Origin of the sequence: Acinetobacter calcoaceticus ANC 3811, assembly GCF_000399665.1 — a bacterium.
Lineage (GTDB): Bacteria > Pseudomonadota > Gammaproteobacteria > Pseudomonadales > Moraxellaceae > Acinetobacter > Acinetobacter calcoaceticus_B.
The window spans coordinates 2854519-2872951 of sequence record NZ_KB976986.1; the positions used below are offsets into that span (position 1 = coordinate 2854519).

General features: G+C 42.5%; 13 protein-coding genes. 2 read left to right on the top strand and 11 right to left on the bottom strand.

Annotation, left to right across the window (positions count from 1 at the left end):
* Window positions 1-12 precede the first annotated feature (12 nt).
* The 5 genes from F935_RS14700 to abaR form a co-directional block, all read right to left on the bottom strand.
* Window positions 13-3975 carry a non-ribosomal peptide synthetase gene (locus F935_RS14700; RefSeq protein WP_016139606.1) on the bottom strand — a complete coding sequence of 1321 codons (3963 nt, stop codon included), beginning with the start codon at window positions 3973-3975 and terminating at the stop codon, window positions 13-15.
* On the bottom strand, window positions 3972-4232 hold the full coding sequence (locus F935_RS14705) for an acyl carrier protein (protein ID WP_016139607.1): 261 nt from the start codon (window positions 4230-4232) through the stop codon (window positions 3972-3974). Before F935_RS14705 ends, F935_RS14700 begins: the two co-directional genes overlap by 4 nt.
* On the bottom strand, window positions 4229-6004 hold the full coding sequence (locus F935_RS14710) for an acyl-CoA dehydrogenase family protein (RefSeq protein WP_080645788.1): 1776 nt from the start codon (window positions 6002-6004) through the stop codon (window positions 4229-4231). The genes F935_RS14705 and F935_RS14710 overlap by 4 nt, the downstream gene beginning before the upstream one ends.
* A 50-nt stretch (window positions 6005-6054) precedes the next feature.
* Window positions 6055-7944, bottom strand: a complete 1890-nt coding sequence (locus F935_RS14715; protein WP_016139609.1) for a fatty acyl-AMP ligase — start codon at window positions 7942-7944, stop codon at window positions 6055-6057.
* Between the two features lie 876 nt (window positions 7945-8820).
* Window positions 8821-9537 carry a LuxR family transcriptional regulator AbaR gene (gene abaR / locus F935_RS14720; RefSeq protein WP_016139610.1) on the bottom strand — a complete coding sequence of 239 codons (717 nt, stop codon included), beginning with the start codon at window positions 9535-9537 and terminating at the stop codon, window positions 8821-8823.
* Window positions 9538-10171: 634 nt separating this feature from the next.
* Here abaR and F935_RS14725 point away from each other — a divergent pair.
* Both F935_RS14725 and abaI read left to right on the top strand, forming a co-directional pair.
* On the top strand, window positions 10172-10588 hold the full coding sequence (locus tag F935_RS14725; protein ID WP_016139611.1) for a DUF4902 domain-containing protein: 417 nt from the start codon (window positions 10172-10174) through the stop codon (window positions 10586-10588).
* Window positions 10589-10651: 63 nt separating this feature from the next.
* On the top strand, window positions 10652-11218 hold the full coding sequence (gene abaI, locus F935_RS14730; protein WP_080645626.1) for an acyl-homoserine-lactone synthase AbaI: 567 nt from the start codon (window positions 10652-10654) through the stop codon (window positions 11216-11218).
* 142 nt (window positions 11219-11360) lie between these two features.
* Here abaI and F935_RS14735 read toward each other — a convergent pair whose 3' ends face one another.
* The 6 genes from F935_RS14735 to mmsB form a co-directional block, all read right to left on the bottom strand.
* Window positions 11361-12722, bottom strand: coding sequence for an MFS transporter (locus F935_RS14735; RefSeq protein WP_016139613.1), 1362 nt, complete (start codon window positions 12720-12722; stop codon window positions 11361-11363).
* Window positions 12723-12842: 120 nt separating this feature from the next.
* A complete protein-coding gene (locus F935_RS14740; RefSeq protein ID WP_016139614.1) occupies window positions 12843-13868 on the bottom strand; it encodes an enoyl-CoA hydratase/isomerase family protein in 1026 nt (341 codons plus the stop codon).
* A gap of 12 nt (window positions 13869-13880) precedes the next feature.
* Window positions 13881-14654, bottom strand: a complete 774-nt coding sequence (locus F935_RS14745) for an enoyl-CoA hydratase (RefSeq protein WP_016139615.1) — start codon at window positions 14652-14654, stop codon at window positions 13881-13883.
* Window positions 14655-14675: 21 nt separating this feature from the next.
* Window positions 14676-15803, bottom strand: a complete 1128-nt coding sequence (locus F935_RS14750; protein WP_016139616.1) for an acyl-CoA dehydrogenase family protein — start codon at window positions 15801-15803, stop codon at window positions 14676-14678.
* Window positions 15804-15814: 11 nt separating this feature from the next.
* Window positions 15815-17464 carry an AMP-binding protein gene (locus F935_RS14755; protein ID WP_016139617.1) on the bottom strand — a complete coding sequence of 550 codons (1650 nt, stop codon included), beginning with the start codon at window positions 17462-17464 and terminating at the stop codon, window positions 15815-15817.
* Window positions 17465-17541: 77 nt separating this feature from the next.
* Window positions 17542-18432 (bottom strand): 3-hydroxyisobutyrate dehydrogenase, encoded by an 891-nt coding sequence (gene mmsB / locus F935_RS14760; protein WP_016139618.1) that lies wholly within the window; start codon window positions 18430-18432, stop codon window positions 17542-17544.
* Window position 18433 lies beyond the last annotated feature (1 nt).

Here is an 18433-nt window from a genome sequence, read left to right on the forward strand (position 1 = left end):
TTCTTGTATTTTTTATGCAGGAATTGGATACATCTGATCAATCGTCTGGGCAACAGCCACGACGTTCTCAGCGTACATAATTGATGAATGGTCACCAGGCAGATCCACCTGTGTAAACGTGTCTTTGACCAGTTGATCCCAACCTAGACTTTCGCCAAAATCTTCCAGCTCATCTTTGGCCTTAACCAAGAGAATCGGAAAATCTTCAGGCTCTGGGAAATAGGTCTGGAGTGCGATGCCATTCGCCAAATAGGTATCAAAGTAAAGTCGGAAATCTGATGGATCAGCATCCAGCGGTAGAACATTGATGGCCTTGGCTTCTTTAAGTACATGATCAAACATGTGATCCGGACTCAATTCACGCAAGTATTGCGCTGGTATCGTCAGCTTTTTGCCATATGGCGCAGCCAAATCTCGGGCAAACCAAGATAGGAGCATCGCATCGTCGGCATCTTCAGGCACATTCTCTGTAATCGGCGCTCGGGTATCGATCATGACAATCCCTGTGACCTGCTGCCCCATTTGACGCAACTGATGACTGATCTCGTATGCAATCGCACCACCAAAGCACCAGCCACCGAGGAAATAAGGTCCCTCAGGCTGAGTCTTTTGCATTTCAGCAATATAGAGTGTTGCCATGTCTTCAATCGCTACCTCAGCAGCATCTGCTTCAATCAGGCCCGGAGACTGAATAGCACGCAAGGTGCGACTCGGATTGAGATGGCGCGAAAGCTCCATATAACAGAAGGTACTACCACCAATTGGATGGAACAGCCACAGTGGTTGTTCGTAAGTTCCACGGCGCAGTTCGATTACGATAGAGGGTTTGACTTCTTTATTGTCACGAATGATCTCACCCAGACTCGCCACGGTGGAGTACTGTGCCAACAAAGCAACTGGTAGATCGGTACTGAATACCTTTTTAAGATGATTGATAAGTTTTACAGCCAGCAACGAATGCCCGCCCAACTCGAAGAAATCATCATATATCCCAACCCGCTTGACCGACAGGATCTGCTCAAAGGTAGTACACAGCTCGATTTCGATCGGATCGCGCGGTGCAACATAGTCATTGCTCTGCTCAAACACTGGCTCAGGAAATGCCTTACGATCCAACTTATTGTTGGCCGTCATTGGAAATTCATCCAACGTCATAAACGTATTTGGCACCATGTAAGCTGGAAGATGGATTTGCATCGTCTTTTTCAGATTAGCAATGTCAATCTCATGTCCAGTTAAATAAGCCACCAGTTTCTGATCGTTGCTGGCTGTCGTCTTAACCAGTACGACTGCATCTGTGATCCCATCGATCTGTTTGAGAACATTCTCGATTTCGCCTAGTTCAATGCGGAATCCACGAATCTTAACTTGGAAATCTAGACGTCCATGATGAGTCAAACTTCCATCCGTACGTAGACAGACTTTATCTCCAGTGCGATAGAGTCGACCAGCATTTGGAAGAGATGGCAAAGTTCTAAATTGTGCATCTGTCAGCTCAGGTCGATGCCAGTAATCAACTGCCAGACCATCACCTCCAATCCAAAGCTCTCCCATAACGCCCAGCGGGACTAACCGCTGTTGTTCATCTAGAACATAGAACTGTGTATTCGCAAGTGGTTCGCCTAAATCAATATTTTTTGCATCGGTGATACGAGCCGCACTCGACCAGACAGTAGTTTCGGTCGGGCCATAGACATTCCAGAGACAGCCGACTTTACCGAGCAGTTTTTCTGCCAGTATAGAATCTAGCGCTTCGCCTCCGCAGAGTGCAGTCAATCCTAGATTGCCGCTCCACTCGCTGTCTAAAAGCATTTTCCAAGAAGCAGGTGTTGCCTGCAACACATTGATAGACTTGGCATTTAGATAATCCACCAATTGATTGCCGTCTTGTGATACCTCACGTGGGCAAACATGCACCACACCGCCGTACATCAGCGGAATCAGTAATTCAAGAATTGAAATATCAAACGCATAAGTGGTAATTGCTAACAACTGAGTCTCAGTCGTTACTTGCAATCTATCATTCATCGACAGCAAGAAATTGATGATTGAAGGATGCCCAATACGCACGCCTTTAGGCTTCCCTGTTGAGCCTGATGTGTACATCACATAAGCGGTCTCACCAAAGGCAAGTGTCTCGCGTACTTGCTCAAGGGGCACAACACCAGCTTGGTTGATATCCAAACGCGGTACAGAAACTGTAAGAGCATCCATCAACTCAGCTTGAGTCAAGATGACTTTAGGTTCAGCATCTTCGATGATGTTATGTAGACGTTCACTTGGGAAGTTAGGATCTAGTGGTACATAGGCTGCCCCTGCTGCCCATATCCCGAGGATTGCTGCTGGCAATAAAGCTGTGCGATCTAACATCAGACCTACACGATCACCACGGGTAACGCCATGCGCACGCAAATATTCAGCGATACCAGCGATATGCTGACCTAACCCACGATAGCTAACCGCATGATCCTTCGAGGTCAAAGCATGATTTTCACCACGCTCATCAATCTGTTTTAGAATCATTGTTAATAGATCATGTTGAGGATAATCAGTCGCCTGTCCACGTAGGGCCTCGAACTGAATGCCATCTGCATAATCAGGTGCGATATCTAACTCAGCGATCTTACGTTCAGGGTGAGCCACTATCTCTGATAGTACAGATTGCAGCAGTTGCACCATATTTTCGGCAGACTGTGCAGAAAATAACTCAGAGTTATATTTCAACACGCCAACTAGTTCGCCTTGATAATCACCGCCCATTTCCAGCGTAAGATCTAATTGACCTTCTTGCTGGCGAACTGGGAAACTTCCTAACGTTAGGTCTTGACTGACCAAGGTTGCTGGAGTCTGAATTGGCAAGAGTAGTTCTTTAAACTCATCCATACCACCTAGACGTTCCCAGAACATTCCCACCTGAGCCAATGGGTTAATACTGCCATCGCGCTTTGGTGAAACAGCCTCAACCACTCTAGAAAAGGCAACTTTTTGATGCTTGAGACTTTGTCTTAATTGTTCCTGCACCTGCTGTGTAAACTGGCGCAAAGTCTGATCAGCGTCGATGTCCATGTGAATAGCAATCGTATTGACAAACTGCCCCAGTGCATTACGCAGAGAGCGTTCAAGTCGACCCGCTACTGGCGTAGCAATAACGAGATCATTTTCATTCGATAGTTTGTGTAGCAGGATATAGAAGCCAGACAGTACAAGACCGAACAATGTGATCTCATAATCTTTCGCCAAGTTCACAAGACCAGACGACACTGATTCAGGCACACGAAAAACCAGTGAACTGCCTTTGTGTTGCTGTACAGCCGGACGAGGATAATCAAGTGGAATGCTGTGCACGTGTGGTGCATGCTGCAATGCATTTTTCCAGAAAATTAGACTCTCATCAGTGGCATCATCGGTCACAGTGCTCTGCTGCTTATCGGCATATTGTGCGAACTCGATTCCGTTCACTGTATCCGACTCTGTAACTAGTCCAAAACGTTTGCCGACATCACGCAGCAAGAGACCAATCGACCAGAAATCCATGAGGGCATGATGAATTACAACCGCAATCACATAATGATTTTCACCACGTTCATAGCAATGAATACGCCACAACGGTGGCTGGGTCAGGTCAAAAGGTTGCTTAGTATCCTGCTCAACTAATTGTGTCAAATCAGATGCATCAACATGGCGAGCATCCGAGAACACGATATTAGGATAGATACGATCCCAAATGAGTTGCTCAATACCCTGATCATTGGCAGGCATACTTACACGCAATAGCGGATAATCATGCATTACCGCCTCTAGAATTTCCATCGGCTTGTTGCCCAATGGCTGGTTGACCTTCACATCAAAGGCCACCACCATATTGTAGGCACTGCAAGTTGACTCAAGCCGCTGGATATACCAGATGCCGAGCTGTTCTGCAGAAATCGCATGGCGCGATAAAATTGCAGGTTCCAGTCGTACAAGGTTGTTCACGAAGCAACTCCCTGCTGCAACTTAGAAACAATATATTCAGCCAACGCATTAATAGTCGGGTAATCCCATAATAATGTCGGCTCAAGTTCCAATTCTGTTAGATCTTCCAGATCCCCTGACACCGACAAAGCGACGATAGAATCAAGACCGTAACTGGTAAATTTTTTCTGTGGATCAAGAGTCGCAGGTTCGACACGCATTTCTTTGGCTACTAGCGTACGAATGATTTCGCTCCAGTAAGCTTTATCTTTATTCATGGGGTAATATCCTCTTTAACCGGTTGGGCATCACGCGGTGCCAGTGCAAAATCGATGACAGATAACATATGGTTGTTTGAAATTCGGTCTAGCAGATCTGCCAATGTATTTTCACGCAGTGATGTCATTGGAGGAGTCGTCTGCCCTTCAGCAGCATTTAGGAAAATAGTCAGCCATGCTCCATCCTGCAAAGCAGGTCTTAAGCCATGACGGTTAAAGATCCAGAAACCCAGCACAGCAATACGAGAAAATAACTCGGCATAGTCACGGGCCAAACTGAAACGCAAAGTTTCAAACTCTTTAGCCGCTTCTGAATTTGAGAAATAATCCTGAATTTTTTGATCTAGCTTGCGCTGCTCGATAAGAAGCTGATCAGCTCGCTCGCGTAGCGTGGACAGGGTCTCAGCAGTCAGTCCGACTGTAGCGTCAGCATCGTTGAACATTCCGATGATCGTTCCCAGTGACTCCATCACTAAGTCACCATCGCGGTTGAATATCTCAAGCTCGCGAAAATCAATAGCGTCCGTTTCCACCTGTAAGTCATATAACTGGCGATAGCGTGCTTTAGCTTCGGCTTGATTGAGATGGTCGGCTTTTTTACTACGCCCTTTATTGGCAGATTTGAGCTGAAAACTCAGACTGTCTAGACAGACGGTGCTACTGCCGTCAAACACACTAACGATCAGATGATCTCTGAAGGCTTTCTGGTACATTCCATCAGCATATGCATTTCTTAAGAAAAAACGCGACCCAAGCACAGAGGAAGTGATCTTAGCGAGTGACTCTACATACTCAGGCACTAGAACTTTGATGATCGGTGACCATGTGCTGAACTGATTGATACAAACGTGTAGCCCGCGCGCCCCAACGAGTGATAACACCTCAGCTGCTAACAGATAGGCATAGGCAGTAGCGAGTTGCTCACGCACGAGCGGAATGCTAATGACTTTTTTGTTATACAACTCACGCTCAATAGCAAACTCAGTCGCGATGCGTAGCATCGTATCGCCCGCACCCAGAGAGAAGCTACTGCAATATGCACGCGTCACCTGTAGCGTCTTGAGTCCAAGCTCCAACCCCTGACCTTCTTCACCAATCAGGGCATCTTTGTGAATTTCAGCATTGTTAAAACCAATACCGCTAATATCTAGCCCACGCATACCAACCGTTGGTAAGCGATTCAGGCTATAGGTTCCCTTAGAAACCATATGACGCTTATCAAGCCAGAATGCACTCAGGCTGCGTGGTCCACGGTCATCCGACGTTTTAGCAATCAGACTTAAAGAATCACCTAGAGTCGCGCGGTTAATCGACCACTTTTCGCCATTTAAGACGTACTTACTTTCAGTAGCTTGTGCCGTTACTTCACTAGATAACAGGTCAGCTCCATGCGCTTTCTCGCTATAAGCCAGCGCTGGTGCAGCACCACTCAAAATCCGACTAGCAATGTTTTGGCATTGATTAGGATTGCCGCCGATCCATACGATCACAGACCAAGCATTCGTGCTATAGGTCGAATTGATGGTTAGATCACGTCGTGCCAGCACACGATGCAGATATAGCAGCTCTTCACCAATTTCCATGCGACCTCCAAGCTCTGAAGGTACATAAAAACGGTTCATACCCACGGCATTCAGAAAGTCAACAGCACGCTGAGGGTACTGCTCTTTCTCATCACGCTCGATGGCAGCGGACCAAGAAAAATCATTATTGGTATCATGTACGGAGCCTAAAATTTGCTCCAGACGAGCAGCAGATTGAAACTGCCGCAAATTGGACGTAAGTGACATGAGTTTTTGCTCAAATGATTAAAGGGTAAGGATTAAAACAAAGCACTTTTCAGTCGATTAAAAATGAGCGCGCGCACTTCTCGTTCCTTGATCATTGAGTTGAGTAGATTGGAGCTATAACGAATCAGTTGCCCCCTCTGCTCACGATCACGGATGACTTCTAAGCCATTTTTGACATAGTTTCGAGCCATCACCGTTCTACGGTTTGGATGGGTTAAACAGATCAGTTGACCGCGCTCGATCTGCTCTTTAATTTTTCTTCTTCTGATTTTTCCGCTAGTGGTCTTGTTAATTCGACCTTGATGCAACAAATAAACACCTTCTACAGGTAAGCCGATATCAGCCGCCACTTGCTCTTTAACCTGAGTTCTGATGGTTTCAAAATTAAGAGTCTTGTCGATCGACTTCTTTTTGATCTCAAGTACAACCGTGACACCGTCAGAATTACCGAAATTCACTGCTGCAACACAGCCTTTACGGACAGCCGGATGCGCTACTTCAACAGAGCACTCGATATCTTGCGGGTAATAGTTTTTGCCACGGATGATGATCACATCCTTAAGGCGACCGGTCACATATAGGTCTCCATTTTTGACAAAGCCCATATCACCTGTTCTCAAGTAATGCACTTGACTAGGCTTATCTGCTTTATCGAGGATGGTTGCAGCAAAGGTTTCCTGATTGACCTCTGGTTTCTGCCAGTAACCTGCAGTAACACTCTCGCCTGCTAGCCAGATTTCACCGACCTCATCAGCCCCTACCTCTTTGTGGGTATGCGGATTGACAATACGACAATCAATGTGTGTAGAAATCTTGCCACAGCTCACCACTTGCACGGCTGTCTGGTCTTGACTGGTATGCACCAAGTTGGCATTCAACTTTTCACGATCGATTGAAATCGCATTGAGAGGACCAGTCACACCACTAACTAAAAGCGTAACTTCTGCCAAGCCATAACACGGCAAGAAAGTATCCAGTCTCAATTTGGACTGAGTATTGAACTTCTCCATGAAACGCTGCATGACGTTAGCCTTGATCGGCTCAGCACCGTTAAACATCACACGCACACGGCTCAGATCAAGCGATGCAGCCTCATCATCCGAGATGCGATGTAAACACAATTCATAGGCAAAGTTTGGTCCCCCACTAATCGTGACACCTTTTTCGCTAATGAATTGCAGCCACTTAAGAGGTTTGCGGATAAAATCCAGTGGTGACATTACATAGCAAGTCAGACCCACATACACGGTCTGCAAAACTGAGCCAATCAGTCCCATGTCGTGATAGACAGGTAACCATGTAAGACCGATATCATCGACTTGTGTGCCAAAAGCTTCAGCAATCATGACTTCATTTGCCATGATGTTTTTATGAGTGACGATCACACCTTTAGGCCAACCTGTTGACCCTGAAGTGTATTGAAGGAAGCAGATATCTTCTTCAGCAATATGAGGAAAATCCTTTTCTACCAAGTCACGCTGCAATTCGGCATCAACGGCATGCAATATTAAATTTTCATTTTGAGCTTTTAATGTAATAAGACCTGATAGCTCAAGAATCTTTTTAGTTGTGAGTACTATCTTTGGCTCACAGTCATTCATAATATTCAAAATATTAGAAAAACCGTTACGGTTAAAAGGCAAGCTAACAGGTACTGCGATAATCTTAGCTTTCAAACAAGCAAAGAACGAAACGATAAAGTCCAATCCAGGCTCGAACAGCAACACAGCACGATCGCCGCTATCGACAAGATTCATTAATATTTGGGCTTGATATTGAACCCGCTCGTTCAAATCTGTATATGTCAGAGATTGAATGCCACCAGATTGGCGTCCCAAATACTCAAAAGCAACCTTAGCTCCTTTTGAATTTGCGTGGGATTCCAAAGTTGCAATGATATTATCCGTACCCATTACAGCCATAACTTACTCCGATTATTTATAATTCATCCTTAAAATTCGCTAATTCAGAAATTACATTTCTAGCTGAGGGCTTTTAATAAAAATGAATATACTTTTCTTGTTTAAAATATAAATTCACATTATATTTTATGTGCGAGTGTTTTTTATTACACCTGTAAGGGTTTACAGGTTGGCTTGTTTTTATTAAAAATTAAGACACCGGATCTCTTTCATAAATTATTTTTATTCAGTTTAATATTATGAACTCTGGCGATTAAATTAAATCTAAAACTCAATCTTTCTTCTCTATTTAGATAATATTTAACAAGATTTAAAAAAATTTCTGCATGCTCGCTATAGGCACTGTTCGTATTCTTATTTTTATTGATCTCTTAATTTTAGATCTTGTATTCAGGGTCTAATTACTGTGTTTTTTCTTTTCTTAATGACAATAGATGCTTCAGATAAAATTCTCTAATAGCCTTTATCTACAAGGATAAAGCCCCTAAAGAAAGCAGCTTTAATTAGCATTTTAATAGCTTAAAATCATGTATGGCATCGTGACTGATATATAACCCTGTAAATCAATAAATTTTATATTCAAAAGATCCATAAAACACGAGTGCTATATTTTAAAACAAGAATATTAATTAAAAAATTTATTTATAAAATCAACCTATTCATTATTTTATCATTAAGTAAAAATATTTAACTAAGCCACCTTTTAAAATACAAAATTTTTATAAATAAGATTTTCTACATAAATTCAATTACAATTTAAATACTTTTAATTAAAAACATTTTCAATCAATCAATTAATTTTATTTTAAATATATACCCAATAATAATTAATTTCATTAAAATCAGGTATTAAATTTTTCTATTATTTATTTATCTCTATAAAAGCCCTAACATCACGGCTCGAATAGCCGCTGAAATTTTATTATTCACATTTAACTTCTGCATTGAGTTACAGAGGTGAAAATTTACTGTTCTTTCCGTCACCCCGATAATCTGGGCAATCTCTGCTGACGTCTTACCTTCCGCAGTCCAACGTAAAACCTCTTTTTCCCGATTCGTTAAATAAAGATTAAACTGAGCAAATTCAGCTTCATTCACAATTTTAGCGATACTGGAGTGCACTGTCTGTGACAACCAAAACATATTGGTATATTGAGATTTTTGCTCTTTTTCTGATAATTGATCAGTGGATCTTGCTAGCGTTAACATCCCCCTTGTACCAATAAAGTCACGGCTTGACTGCGCCCAACCGACATTTAAACCATAAGAACGCGCCTCCTCCCAAAAATCTTTTTGAGATTGTGTGTTCGCAGATTGGCTCGACCAGACAAGAGGTTGAAGTGACAGCATACAATGCTGTACGGTTGGATCGACCACCACATATTGCTGCTTAACATAACGCTTTTGCCATGCTTCGGGATAATTATTCAACATAATCATTTTTGGTTCAGCAATAGATAATGGCGACTGCATTCCATAAGCACAATAATCAAACCCAAGCTTTGAAGCTGTAGATTTGACTACTTCAAATAGCTGGTATTCATTTTTCACCATCAGAGATGCTGATAGTAGATCCTCTTGCCAATTTTCCATTTACTCTCATTAAGCCTCATGCATAAATGATTTTTTTAGTTGCATATAGTGAATTCATAATCCAATTAACAACATTTTTGAGCCTAAGAGGATGGTAAATTTTCTGGATAAACTGGTTTCAGAAAGCTTTTTAAGGTTGTTATATTGCATATGCGAATTATGCTTGAAAGCCTCAGATTTACAGGATGCATTTTATTCCAAAAATGAGTATTTTTTACTTTTAAATAGAGCCTATTATTTATTCTTATTTGTATATTTCTATTAATTTAACTAAAGAATAATTTCTATTAGTGACACAGTTAGTATAGTTTTACACTTATTATCTAGTGATAGCATAGAATAATTATAATGATTCCGAAAATATTGTTTTAATAATAGGATAGATATTATCTACAATGCACATGATAAAATTAACCTATTGATAATCTTGAAATAAGAAACTCTCATATGGAAGCTAGAAAAGGCTCAATTTCTGCATAAGTAAAACTCGCTGTCTGAAGTACTTTCTAAAGAACAGCTTAACGTTGTGTATCACCAGATTACGGTTAACCTGTAAAACCTAACAGTATTTTGTTGGCAATAATTTATGTTATTTATCTATAGAACTGCAATTCAAGTCACTTGAACAGGTAGCATGGTCACAATCCCCCCTGATTTCTCAATCTCAACAGATGGTTTTATTCGGATGAATGAAAACCAGCTTATGAATTATCCCCTCCAACACCTCATATCTATTGTTGAATCTACACAAATTGAGGACTCTCAAATTCTATATTATGGTTTTACTGAGTGGGCAACATCACTGACCCCAGCTTTAAGTACAGGATGGGACTGGGAATTTGTTGAGCAAAATGGAATTGCTAGCTTAAAGCGAATTGGGCTACCTCGAAGCAATATCATGATTGTTGATGTATCTGGTACAGATATTGGATTTGATGTCACTGAAACATTAATCGAGAAAAAAATAGATACTTTGTTTTGGGAACAGTTCATTTATGCGCAACTCAATACAACGCAAACAAAGTCTAAATTAAGTCCAAATTTCTCTTAGAAACCTGTAAATTCTTACAGTTACCACCTTTCTAGCTGTCAAGTAAAGTCGCCTGAAAAATAAGTGGAAGCACTTGTAATGAATATTATTGCTGGATTTCAAAACAATTTTTCAGAAGGCTTATATACCAAATTTAAAAGTTACCGCTACAGGGTATTTGTTGAACATTTAGGGTGGGAGTTGAACTGTCCACATAATGAAGAACTAGATCAATTTGATAAAGTCGATACAGCTTATGTCGTCGCTCAAGATAGAGAATCCAATATTATTGGCTGTGCCAGACTACTACCCACGATTCAACCCTACTTACTGGGTGAAGTATTTCCTCAATTAATGAATGGAATGCCTATTCCTTGCTCACCAGAAATTTGGGAATTATCAAGATTTTCAGCCGTAGATTTTTCGAATCCACCGACCTCTGCTAGTCAAGCAGTGTCATCTCCAGTCTCTATTGCCATTCTGCAAGAAGCGATCAACTTTGCAAGAGAACAAGGCGCCAAACAACTTATTACGACCTCACCTCTTGGTGTAGAGCGTTTATTACGTGCTGCTGGTTTTCGTGCTCATCGTGCTGGTCCGCCAATGGTTATCGACGGATATTCTATGTTTGCATGCTTGATTGAAGTGTAGTGGATTAAATCAAAGTCTACAAATATTGGTGATATTGCAAAGATGAGGGGCCGTAAGTTCAAATCTCATTTCGCTCACTCAATTTTAAAAGCCCTAGTCAAAAGATTAGGGCTTTTCTATGTTTAAAGCTTCGAACTTAGTATTAAGAATGCTCAGTAATTTTGGTTTTCAAATTTAAGTCTGCTTTCTTATGATAAGCCTCATCAGTTTTAGTACTCCAATCACGTGGCATAAATGAAGTCGATATAATTGCAACGATGGCCATAGATCCAATATAAATCATAATTAAGTAAGGATTGCCCTGCCCAACACTTAAAAGTTTTGTCGCAATTAACGGTGCTAAACCACCACCAAGTACCCCAGCCAACTGTACCGAAATTGAGATTCCGCTATAACGGATTTCTGCCGGAAATTGACGGGCAAAAAGCTGAGCTTGTGGTGCGTACATAATTGGAAAGACCACGCCAATGGCTAAAACAATTGCTGTCCAGACTAATACCGGATCTTTTGTGTTGAGCATGATAAAAAATGGATAGCAGTAAAGTGCTAAAACGCATAGACCAAACATAAACATATTGCGTTGGCCGACTTTATCTGACAAATGTCCACAGAATGGCGTCATAAATAGAATGACTATTGCACCGCAAATGGTGGCAAACAAAATGTCTTGGCGTGGAATTCCAAGTTGTGCAGTGGTATAAGCCAATGTAAAGGTTGAAGCAATATAAAACCATGCGTTCTCGGCAGCACGCGCCAAAATAATGGTGATAAGTTGCTTCGGATGATTTTTAAAAACTTGTAAAGCAGGAACTTTAACTTCTTCAGACTGCTGTTTTACTTTTTCAAAATCTGGTGACTCTGGTACTTTCACTCGAATGTACCAACCTACTACCAGCAAAATAATGCTGGCAAGAAATGGTAAACGCCAACCCCAGCTAAACAGTGCTTCTTCAGGTAATAACGACACCAGCCCGAGTGCAATTGAGGCTAGCATTAAACCGCCACCTGTACTGGCTTGAGGTAAACTTCCCCAAAAGCCCTTACCGCCTTCAGGTGCATGTTCAACGGCCATAAGCACAGCACCACCCCATTCACCACCCATTGCCATCCCTTGAATGAATCGTAAGACAACCAGACCAATTGCAGCCCAGTAACCAATTGATTCGTAAGTCGGTAATAAGCCAATCAGTACTGTTGGGATTCCCATGAGCATCAGAGTTAGCAGCAACATCGATTTACGGCCAATCTTGTCACCAAAATGACCAAAGACTAAACCACCTAGTGGTCGGCCAATAAACCCAACGGCATAGGTGGCAAATGCGGCAAGCACCCCCGTAAGGGCATCCAGATTTGGGAAAAATAATTTATTAAAAATCAGCGCCGCCGCCGCACCGTAAATAAAAAAGTCATACCACTCAATGGTGGTGCCGACCATGCTTGAGATGCCTGCTAATCGATGTGACGACTTTTTAGTATTTGAACCGTTTCCATGTACTGTTTGCATCGTAATATCCTTTTTAGATTTTCTTGTTTTGTCTTTTTTATGCTTATGACCAGCCCTGACCATAAGCATTTTCAGGTCTCGCTTTATCTCCTTAAGCTTTTTATGTTTTTGTAATGCGGTTTAGCTCAATTTTTCTAAAATTGGCTCAAATTTCGAATTACGTTCTTGCCACTGTGGTTGTTTGTCTTTATCGACAATGAGAGCGCGGACACCTTCAATAAAGTCGCCATGTTCAAACCAGATATCCTGTAAATCACGCTCAAGCTGCATACACTGAGGTAAAGAAAGCCCACGGCCTAAATGCTGTAGTTTCAAACTGGTTTGTTTGGCTATAAATGAGCGCTGCTGCAAAATACTAAGCATCTTACTTGCCCAAGTCTTTAAGCTTTCATCTTTTTCATTTTCAAGACTTTGCTCGATTTCATCTAAATGCTGATATCCGAAGTGTTTACGAATACCTTCTGCCAATTGTTTTAATTCACTTTCGGCAGGGCGAGTAATAAATCGGGTAATGATATGTTCAATTCCCTCTTTAGTTAAACTTGGTGCTTCAACAAGAGCATCTTGCAAAGCTTGTAACTGCTCGCTTGGCACATGGTAGTCAATTAAATCGAGGTAAAGCGCATCACTACTGCTGATCTGCTCACCCGTAATTGCCATATAAACACCAATATCATCAAGGCGAGAAAGGAAATGAGTTGCACCAACGTCTGGGAAAAAACCAATCGCTGTTTCAGGCATAGCAAATCTGGACTTTTCGCTGCTCACCACAATATGACAAGCCTGAGCCAAGCCAAAACCGCCACCTAATACATAGCCATCAAGTACAACAATGACTGGCTTTGCATATTCACGCAGTACATTCAGCATTTTATATTCGGCACTAAAGTAGCCTTTGTAGTCGGCCGTGCCATTTTTATAACTGTCGTAGAGATAGCGGATATCACCACCTGCACAGAAGGCTTTTGGACTATTTGATTTGATCAAAACTGCCTGAATAGCAGCATCATTTCGCCACAGTTCCAATTGGGCACCAATACTTTTGATCATATCTAGCGACAATGCATTGAGATGAGTCACACGGTCTAAGGTAATCACGCCAAGCTTACCTTGTCGCTCAATCATTAAGTGATTTTCTGTATTCATTTTATTGATCTCTTATTGATTTTTAAAATTTGGCTTTCGTTTTTCAACGAACGCCTGCATTCCTTCTTTTTGGTCAAATGTTGCAAATATTGAATGGAACATACGTCTTTCAAAACGTAAGCCTTCGGTAAGGTTTACTTCAAAAGCGCGGTTAATGGTTTCTTTAAGCATCATATTTGCAGTTAAAGAGCGTGCCGCAATTTTTTCAGCTGCTTGCAAGGTTTGTTCAAGTAATTCTTCTTTGCTAAACACTCGTGCAACTAAACCACTTTGTTCTGCTTCTACAGCGCCCATTTGACGAGCGGTAAAACACATTTCCATTGCTTTGGCCTTACCAATTGCATGGGTTAAGCGTTGTGTGCCACCAATACCCGGAATTACACCTAAAGTAACTTCAGGTAAGCCAAACTTGGCGGTGTCAGCACAATAAATAAAGTCACACATAAGCGCCAATTCACAGCCACCACCTAATGCATAGCCGCTGACCGCAGCAATTAGAGGTTTACGGCGCTGTGCAATACGGTCTGCAAGATGGAAAAAGTCATCAAAATAAATATCAGGAAATGCTAAATCAGCCATCTCTTTAATGTCTGCGCCTGCGGCAAAAGCTTTTTCAGAACCTGCCAATACGATGCAACCAATTTCGCGGTCTTTTTCCAGCTGATCTAATGCCTGATTAATTTCACTAATTAATTCGCTGTTTAAAGCATTGAGCGCTTGAGGGCGATTTAATGTAATCAGTCCAACCCCATTACGCTTTTCTAATAAAATACTTTGCCACTGCATTATTTATTCCTTGTTCTGGTTTTATAGACTACGTGCGATGACTAAACGTTGGATATCACTTGTGCCTTCGTAAATTTGACAAATACGCGCATCACGATAAATACGTTCAATTGGGAAGTCTCTGAGATAGCCATAGCCACCAAAGACTTGTAGCGCACTCGAGCACACACGCTCAGTCATTTCTGAAGCAAATAACTTGGCCATTGAAGCTTCATTGAGACACGGTTGACCTGCTTCTTTTAAACGCGCAGCGTAGTGAACCAGTTGTCTCGCTGCTTCAATTTCAGTTGCCATGCTAGCAAGGCGAAAAGCGATGGTTTGATGCTCAAAAATTGGTTTTCCAAAAGTAATACGCTCTTTAGCATAACGAGTCGCTTCTTCGAGCGCCGCACGTGCTAAACCGACTGCCTGTGCAGCAATACCAATACGTCCACCTTCTAAATTGGCAAGAGCGATTTTCAAGCCCTCACCTTCTTTGCCAAGCATGAGGCTTTTATGAATGCGCACATCGGTCAGCGCGATCTGACACGTATCTGAAGCATGCAGACCTAGTTTTTCTTCAACACGAATCACTTCGTAACCCGGTGTTTCGCGTGGAACTAAAAATGCACTAATGCCCTTTTTACCCGCGCTCGGATCAGTCACTGCAAACACAATAATGACACCTGCATTATCACCCGAGGTAATAAATTGCTTGGCACCATTTAAAATGTAATCATCACCATCTTTCACCGCTCGGGTTTTAAGAGCTGCCGCATCTGAGCCAGTATGTGGTTCGGTTAAAGCAAAAGCACCGATCATTTCACCTTGTGCCAACGGTTTTAAAAAACGCTCTTTTTGCTCATCGGTACCAAATTTTAAAATAGGTACACAGCCAACCGAGTTATGTACACTCATGATGGTCGAGGTTGCGCCATCTGCTGCCGCAACTTCTTCGAGTGCCAGTACATAGGCTAAGTTACCCGTGTCTGAACCGCCCCATTGCTCTGAAACAAGCATACCCATAAAACCGAGTTGCCCCATTTGAGCTAAGGTGTCTTTCGGGAATGTTCCGTCTCGATCCCAATCGCTGGCATGAGGCTTAATTTGTTCTTGGGCGAAACTTTTCGCCATATCACGAATGAGTAATTGTTCTTCGGTAAATTGCATTGTTATTTCCTTTACCCTGCTTTAGCTTGTTGTTTAGCAATTTCTTGATTACGCAATAAAAAGCGCTGAATTTTACCACTTGGAGTTTTAGGTAATTCACTCACAAATTCAACTAAACGTGGGTACGCATGTGCAGAAAGTCGTCTTTTAACAAATTGGCTGAGTTGTTCAGCAAGTGCATCTGAAGGTTGAGCATCGGCAGCTAAAATTACAAATGCCTTAACCACTTCGGTACGGTCTGGGTCAGGCACACCAATCACTGCTGCCTCAACTACTGCATCATGTTCAAGCAAAGCACTTTCTACATCGAATGGCCCAATCCGATAGCCCGATGTGGTGATCACATCATCACTACGACCAACAAAGCTCATGCTGCCATCAGCATGTAACTCGGCAGTGTCGCCAGTTAAATAGTAATGACCAACAAATGGTGATTTTCGGCTTTCTTTATAGCCGCCGAACCACATCATTGGAGACTGGCTAATATCGACCGCTAAAATTCCTGGTGTGTCTGCCGGAAGCTCTTCACCTTGTTCATTGACAATCGCAACACGGTAGCCCGGACTTGGGAAACCTGCTGAACCAGCATGAATTTCATGTTTTAAACCATGATGATTACACACCACCATGCCGACTTCAGTTTGTCCATAGTGGTCATAAATCGGAGCATCAAGCACTTGTTTAAACCAGCGAATCACTTCTGGGTTAAGCGGTTCACCTGCACTACTCACGACACGGAATAGTCCTTTTAACGGCGCCATTTGTGCTGGATCAGCCGCCATCATCATGCGGTAAGCCGTTGGTGCACCTGCCAAGTTGTTAACTTTATAATCTTTTACAATTTGGCATAGGCTATCTGTACTGAAACCACCTTCATAGAACAAAGTAGCGTGGCCTAAGAATAACGGCCCAGTAATCGCGTAGTACAGGCCATACGCCCAACCCGGATCGGCAATATTCCAAAACGAATCTTCTTCGGTTAAACCAATGGCATCTTGCATATATCGACCAAAGGCAATCAGTGCTTTTAATGGCACTTCCAATGGTTTCGCGGGTCCTGTAGTGCCTGAAGTAAACATGAGCAGAAAAGGATCTTGGATGCTGCGCATAACCAAATCACATTGATCGGACTGCTGCTTCACTTCATTCCAAAAGTTAAAATCACCTGCTTTAAGCGGAGTACCTTGTGCATCGGCCACCGTCACAATTGCAGGGCAATTTTCAATTTCATCAAGCTTGCTGCGGTTACCTACATCGGTCACCACCAGCTTACTTTGTGCAAGCTGAATACGGTGCTCAATCGCTTTTGGACCAAATGCAGTAAAGAGTGGTTGATAGACTGCACCAATGCGCCAAGCTGCAAAAATAGTCACGATCAGTTCAGGTGTTCTTGGCAATAACCCTGAAATACGGTCGCCTGCTTTCACACCTTGTGATTTTAAAAAGTTGGCAAACTGACTCGACCATTCCTTTAATTCACAGAAGGTATATTGCTCTTTTCGTCCGTCTTTTCCTTGCCAATACAGCGCAATTTTGTCGCCATCTGCATGTCTATCACAGCATTCATAACAAGCATTTAAGGCATCAAGTGAACCTGATAACATCTGTTTTGCAGTACTTTCCAAATCGAAAGCCTGTGCAGCATTTTGATAATCTATCATATCTTTTCCCTCAGTCCGGATTTGTTGTTATTCACGACAGGGTTTAATGTCTTTAAAGCCATCCTTTGGCTTTACCGTTATGCCTCTTGTGGCAGGTATTGCTGAATAATGCTCGAAAAATCGAGATTGGCATTCCCGCGCATGCACATTTGCTGATAAAGCTGCTGTACCATGCCACCTAATACAACTGGCTGTTTGACTTGGCCCGCGGCCTCTACAGCAAGTCCTAAATCTTTTAGCATTAACTGTGTAGCAAAACCATCTTGGTAGCCTCGAGATGCTGGCGCATTTTCATTAATATGCGGCCATGGGTTACATACATCTGAACTCCAGCAACGGCCACTTGAGGTATTAATGACACCTGCCAATGCTTGTGGGTCGATGCCCAACTTCACACCGAGTGCCATACCTTCAGCAACAGCAGCCATTGAAATACCTAAAATCAGGTTGTTGCAGATTTTGGCAATTTGACCTGCACCGACATCGCCACAATGAACAATATTTTTGCCCATATGGCTGAGCACAGGTTTCACTTCGTTAAAGGTGTGCTCATCGGCACCCACCATAAAGGTTAGGGTTCCTGCTTGAGCACCAATGGTTCCACCAGAGACTGGTGCATCACAGATTTTAATATTTTTGCTTTGCGCAACAGCGGCAATGTCTTTAATGGTTTGTGGGTCAATGGTACTGCTATCAATGCATAAGCTACCTGCTTTTAGCACTTCTAAAACACCATTTTCGCCCAAGTAAACTTCTTTAACATGCTTGGCCGCAGGCAACATGCTAATGACCACATCAGCTTGTTTCGCTGCTGCCTGTGGGCTGTCGCAGACCACACCACCTGCCTCGGCGAAGTGCTGAATAGCAACTTCACTGAGGTCATAACCATAAACATTGAGTCCGGCTTTAAGTAGGTTATGGGCCATTCTGCCGCCCATATTCCCTAGACCGATAAAGGCGATATTCATC

Bases quoted from the DNA above. Each gene is read 5' to 3' on its own strand.
- F935_RS14745 (WP_016139615.1), bottom strand. From the start codon at position 14,654: ATGCAGTGGCAAAGTATTTTATTAGAAAAGCGTAATGGGGTTGGACTG.
- F935_RS14705 (WP_016139607.1), bottom strand. From the start codon at position 4,232: ATGAATAAAGATAAAGCTTACTGGAGCGAAATCATTCGTACGCTAGTA.
- F935_RS14755 (WP_016139617.1), bottom strand. From the start codon at position 17,464: ATGATAGATTATCAAAATGCTGCACAGGCTTTCGATTTGGAAAGTACT.
- F935_RS14715 (WP_016139609.1), bottom strand. From the start codon at position 7,944: ATGGCTGTAATGGGTACGGATAATATCATTGCAACTTTGGAATCCCAC.
- abaR (WP_016139610.1), bottom strand. From the start codon at position 9,537: ATGGAAAATTGGCAAGAGGATCTACTATCAGCATCTCTGATGGTGAAA.
- F935_RS14725 (WP_016139611.1), top strand. From the start codon at position 10,172: ATGGTCACAATCCCCCCTGATTTCTCAATCTCAACAGATGGTTTTATT.
- mmsB (WP_016139618.1), bottom strand. From the start codon at position 18,432: ATGAATATCGCCTTTATCGGTCTAGGGAATATGGGCGGCAGAATGGCC.
- F935_RS14750 (WP_016139616.1), bottom strand. From the start codon at position 15,803: ATGCAATTTACCGAAGAACAATTACTCATTCGTGATATGGCGAAAAGT.
- F935_RS14735 (WP_016139613.1), bottom strand. From the start codon at position 12,722: ATGCAAACAGTACATGGAAACGGTTCAAATACTAAAAAGTCGTCACAT.
- F935_RS14740 (WP_016139614.1), bottom strand. From the start codon at position 13,868: ATGAATACAGAAAATCACTTAATGATTGAGCGACAAGGTAAGCTTGGC.